The sequence below is a fragment of the Natrinema soli genome (assembly GCF_028618695.1).
Genome location: NZ_JAQIVI010000589.1, coordinates 1 through 4,688 on the forward strand (window position 1 = coordinate 1; position 4,688 = coordinate 4,688).

The 4,688-nt window shown below is 65.6% G+C and carries 5 protein-coding genes; 4 read left to right on the forward strand and 1 reads right to left on the reverse strand.

What is annotated here, in order from left to right:
- Positions 1–125 precede the first annotated feature (125 nt).
- On the reverse strand, positions 126–911 hold the full coding sequence (locus PGX04_RS27145) for an SDR family NAD(P)-dependent oxidoreductase (protein WP_273741335.1): 786 nt from the start codon (positions 909–911) through the stop codon (positions 126–128).
- 161 nt (positions 912–1,072) lie between these two features.
- On the opposite strand from PGX04_RS27145, the gene PGX04_RS27150 reads away from it, so the two are divergent.
- The 4 genes from PGX04_RS27150 to PGX04_RS27165 form a co-directional block, all read left to right on the forward strand.
- Complete coding sequence (locus PGX04_RS27150) at positions 1,073–2,221, forward strand: thiolase family protein (RefSeq protein WP_273741336.1); 1,149 nt, start codon at positions 1,073–1,075, stop codon at positions 2,219–2,221.
- A gap of 139 nt (positions 2,222–2,360) precedes the next feature.
- Positions 2,361–3,611, forward strand: coding sequence for an acyl-CoA dehydrogenase family protein (locus PGX04_RS27155; protein ID WP_273741337.1), 1,251 nt, complete (start codon positions 2,361–2,363; stop codon positions 3,609–3,611).
- A gap of 244 nt (positions 3,612–3,855) precedes the next feature.
- Positions 3,856–4,137, forward strand: a complete 282-nt coding sequence (locus PGX04_RS27160) for a hypothetical protein (RefSeq protein WP_273741338.1) — start codon at positions 3,856–3,858, stop codon at positions 4,135–4,137.
- Between the two features lie 75 nt (positions 4,138–4,212).
- Positions 4,213–4,688: RDD family protein (locus PGX04_RS27165; protein WP_273741339.1), on the forward strand; the 476-nt coding region annotated here is incomplete at its 3' end.

Here is a 4,688-nt window from a genome sequence, read left to right on the forward strand (position 1 = left end):
CCGCGACACGCCGACGACGACGTGCTCTCCGCCAGCGCCGCCCTCGAGCGCCGGCGACCGTGGCACGACGCGTCTCCCGAATAACGTGCGCTCGGTGGATTCGGGGCGAAACTCCGACGCCGCGATCAGAAACTGAAGAGGTCGATACCGCCGGTGACGCCGACGATCTGTCCCGTGACGTAAGAGGCCTGCTCCGAACAGAGGTAGGCGACCATGTTGGCCACGTCCTCCTCCGTCCCGAGGTGACGCATCGGCGTCGCCTCGGCGATGCGAGCGTAGTACTCGTCGACCTGCTCGCGGAGGTCGTCGGGGCTCATGTCGGCCCACTGGCCGACGACGATGTTGGGCGCGATGACGTTCGACGTGACGCCCGACTGGGCCCCCTCGAGCGCCATCGTCCGGCCGACGCCGATCATGGCGGCTTTGGTCGCCGAGTAGGATATCTGGCCGAAGCCGCCGTACCAGCCGGCCATCGAGGACATGTTGACGACGCGACCCCAGCCGCGGTCGCACATCTCGGGGAACACCTCCGCGCTGATGTTGTACGTCCCCGTGAGGTTGATCTCCACGTCGCGGTTCCAGACGTCGTCGTCGTAGTCGGCCAGCCGCGAGCGCGCGTCGACCATCGCGGCGTTGTTCACGAGGATGTCGACGCCGCCGAACGCGTCGCGGACCTCGTCCATCGAGTCGGCCACGTCCCGCCGATCTGTCAGATCGCACTCGAGAGCCATCGCCTCCCCGCCGTCGTCGGTCTCGTCGATTTCGGCGGCGACCTCCCGCGCGCCGTCGGCGTCCACGTCGAGGACGACGACGTTCGCACCCTCCTCCGCGAGCAGTCGACAGTCGGCGCTTCCGATCCGTCCGGCCCCGCCGGTGACGACAGCGGTCCGGTCCTGTAGTCCGAAGTCCATCGTCCGAACGACTACTACGCTATCTGATTTAATCATTGTGGCGCGGTAGCAGCGTTCACGGGCCTTCACGAATCGATTCTGCCGGGAAAGAGTCCAGCACCGTCGATCACGAATTTATGCACAACCTCTATGAGCGATCGTGTAATAGCCATTCGCACGTCATGAACTCCGCAGTCATCGTCGACGCCGTCCGAACGCCGTTCGGGAAACGCGACGGCTCGTTCAGAGACACGCATCCGCAGGACCTGGCCGCCGAGCCGCTCGAGGCGCTCCGAGAGCGCAACGGATTCGAGCCGGAAACGATCGAGGACGTTATCTACGGCTGCGTGACGCCCGTAGACGAGCAGGGCCTGAATATCGGGCGGCTCGCGCCGATGGTCGCCGGCTGGGGCGACATCGTTCCGGGCGTCCAACTCAATCGGATGTGCGGCTCGGGCCAGCAAGCGGCCAACTTCGCCGCGGCGAACGTCATGGCCGGCCAGCACGACGTGCTCATCGCGGGCGGCGTCGAGCACATGTGCCGCGTGCCGATGGGGTCGGACGGCGACGCGCCGACGGACACCTATTTCGAGCATTTCGACGAGTTGACCACGCAGGGCGAAGGTGCCGAGCGAATCGCCGAGGAGTACGGCCTGACGCGAACGGAACTCGATGAGATCGCCGCCGACTCCCAGCGCCGCTGGAAGGAGGCCTGGGACGAGGGACGGTACGACGACCAGATCGCGCCCGTCAAAACGGAACTCGACGGCGAGGAGGTCGTGGTCGAACAGGACGAACACCCCCGCCCCGGAACCGACGAGGAGACGCTCTCCGAACTCCCGCTGTCGTTCCGCGAGGAGGGCGAGGGCTTCCACCACCCCGGCAATTCGTCGGGTATCGTCGACGGCTCGGCTGCGCTGCTCATCGCGAGCGAGGAAGCCGCCGCGGAGCACGGCTGGGAGCCGATGGCCCGCATCGTCCAGACCGAGGTCGTCGGCGTCGATCCCGTGACGATGCTAAAGGGACCGATTCCCGCGACCGAGAACGTCCTCGAGAAGGCCGACATGACGGTCGGCGATATCGACCTCTTCGAGGTCAACGAGGCGTTCGCGTCGGTCGTCGGCGCCTGGCTCGAGGAGACCGGCGCGTCGTGGGAGGACGTCAACGTCAACGGCGGGGCGATCGCCCACGGCCACCCGCTGGGCGCGACCGGCGCGATGCTCCTGACGAAACTGGCCCACGAACTCGAGCGAACGGAGCAGGACACCGCGCTGTCGACGATGTGTATCGGCTTCGGCCAGGGCGTCGCGACGATCCTCGAGCGGGTTTGAGCGGCCCGGTTTCGGGCCGAGAGCGACGAGAGTGGGGTGTGATCGCGAGCCGCGAAGAGCCGACGGCAGCACCGAAGTTTGCCAATTAATGCGATCGGTTACCTATAACTTTACAATGCTGTGTCCAGTTGTGGGTGATATGGAGTACCACGACTCCGAGAAAGCGAAGGAGGTTGCGGGGCGCGTAGAGGCGTTCATGGACGAGGTCGTGATCCCACGGGAGCGGGAGGCGCTGGCCACGGGCGAGGAGATTACGATGGACGAGATCCACGAGATGTGGGACATGGCCAAGGAGCGCGATCTGTTCGCGCCGCAGGTCCCCGAGGAGTACGGCGGTCAGGGACTGGACTTCAGCGACATGCTCCCGTCGTTCGAGCAGGTCGGTCGCTCGCTGATCGGCGCGCTCGCGATTCGGGCCAACGCGCCCCAGGAGGGGAACATGCACACCCTCGAGATGGTCGGCACGGAAGCGCAGAAAGAGGAGTGGCTCCGACCGCTCGTACAGGGAGAGATTCAGACGGCGTTTGCGATGACCGAACCCAAGGTCGGTGCCGGCTCCGACCCGAAGATGCTCCAGAGCACGGCCGTCAAGGACGGTGACGAGTGGGTCATCAACGCCCACAAGTGGTGGACCTCCGACGGCCTCGGCGCGGACTACTATCTGGCGATGGTCAGAACCGATCTCGACGCCCATCCCTACGAAGGCACCTCGATCATCATGGTGCCGCGCGACGCCGACGGGGTCGAAGTCCAGCGAAACATCCCCCACCTCGGCGGGCACGGCATCACCGAACGCGAGGGCGGCCACGCCGAAGTGAAGTTCGACAACGTCCGCGTCCCCGTCGAGAACACGCTGGGCGAGGAAGGCGCGGGCTTCCGGATCGCCCAGATGCGACTCGGCGGCGGCCGACTCACCCACTGCATGCGCTACTCCGGCATGGCCGAACGCTCGCTCGACATCGCGAAGGCCTATCTGCAGGAACGCGAGGCCTTCGGCACGAAACTCGAGGAGAAACAAGCGCTGCGCCACCGCATCGCCGACGCCGAGACGCGCCTGCACGCCGCGCGAACGATGGTCCGCCACGCCGCGCGCGAACTCGACCGCAGCGACGCCCGCATCGAGGTCGCGATGTCGAAGATGTTCACCGCGAACGTCACGAACGAGACCATCGACCTCGCCCTGCAGTGCTGTGGCGGCAACGGGATCGGCAAGGATCTGCCGATCGCACACTTCTACGAGAACGTCCGCGCGTTCCGCATCGTCGACGGGGCCGACGAGGTCCACCGCCGCTCGATCGCCCGCTGGGCCTTCGAGGACGTCGACGAGGCCGAAATCGAGAACACCCTGCAGTTCGACGAGGACCTGCGCATCGACACGCTCGACGAATAACTGCGCGGTCGAACTCGAGCAGGCCGTTTCTGACGCCGCGTTTCGATCGGGGACTCGAGTCAGCGGTTTCGAGTCGGGGCGTGTCGACGACGGTACTAGTGCCGCCGAGGACGAAAACGGAGCGCTGCACGTCGTTATCAGCACACTCACAGCACGGTCGCAATCGCACCGGGAACCCGTCACGGGATATCCGTGCCACTGTCACCCACATCTATTTAGTCCTCGGAAGAAATTGCATCTCTATATGAGTGGAGATACCACGTCACGGAAATCGGAGAGCGCGGGCTTGGAGAGCATCCGCGAGGCGTCGGACGCAGTCGAGAAGTCCACGATCGGGATCGCCCTCGAGAAGTTCGTGGAACGCTGGCGGACGGTCGGTGCCATCCTCGTGCTGGCAGTTACCAGCGTCCTGCTGTATCAGGTGGACGGCTATCTGTCGATCGACTCGCAGGTCTTCGGCGGGATCACGCTCTTCCTGCTCGCGTACTTCCTCGTGACATTGCGGACGGACATCCGCATGGAGTGACTGCGGGCGGACGACGGCAGGTATTTTGTACCCGCTAGCGAATGACTCCGCCATGAACGGTGAGGCGGCGGGCCCGTGATCGACTGGAAGCTGGACGGATTCCTGCCGACCCAGCGACAACCGGCACCGAGAGTCGAGACCGCGGGCGACCGGAACGTGGTGCTCGACCGCGGCGTCGCGGCGGCGATCGATCTGTTCATCTGTTACGTACTGATCGAGTTCCCGCTGATCTACGTCGCGAGCGTGGTCTTCAGCGGGCCCTACGAGGCGCTCGGTGGCTACGTCGTCCCCCTGTCGCTACTCGTGCTGTTGCCGCTCTACGCGACCTACTCGTTTACCTTCGAGTGGCGCTACGGCCGGACGCCGGGGAAGGTAAACCGCGGTCTGCTGGTAGTCATGGCGGACGGCAGTCAGTGTACGTTCCGGGCCAGCGCCGTGCGGAACCTGCTCCGATACGTCGATCTACTCGGCGTCCCGCCGCTGGTGGTCGGGCTCGCGTCGGCGCTCGTGACCGGCGGTCGTCGCATCGGCGACCACGCGGCCGACACGAT

Bases quoted from the DNA above. Each gene is read 5' to 3' on its own strand.
- PGX04_RS27145 (WP_273741335.1), bottom strand. From the start codon at position 911: ATGGACTTCGGACTACAGGACCGGACCGCTGTCGTCACCGGCGGGGCC.
- PGX04_RS27150 (WP_273741336.1), top strand. From the start codon at position 1,073: ATGAACTCCGCAGTCATCGTCGACGCCGTCCGAACGCCGTTCGGGAAA.
- PGX04_RS27155 (WP_273741337.1), top strand. From the start codon at position 2,361: ATGGAGTACCACGACTCCGAGAAAGCGAAGGAGGTTGCGGGGCGCGTA.
- PGX04_RS27160 (WP_273741338.1), top strand. From the start codon at position 3,856: ATGAGTGGAGATACCACGTCACGGAAATCGGAGAGCGCGGGCTTGGAG.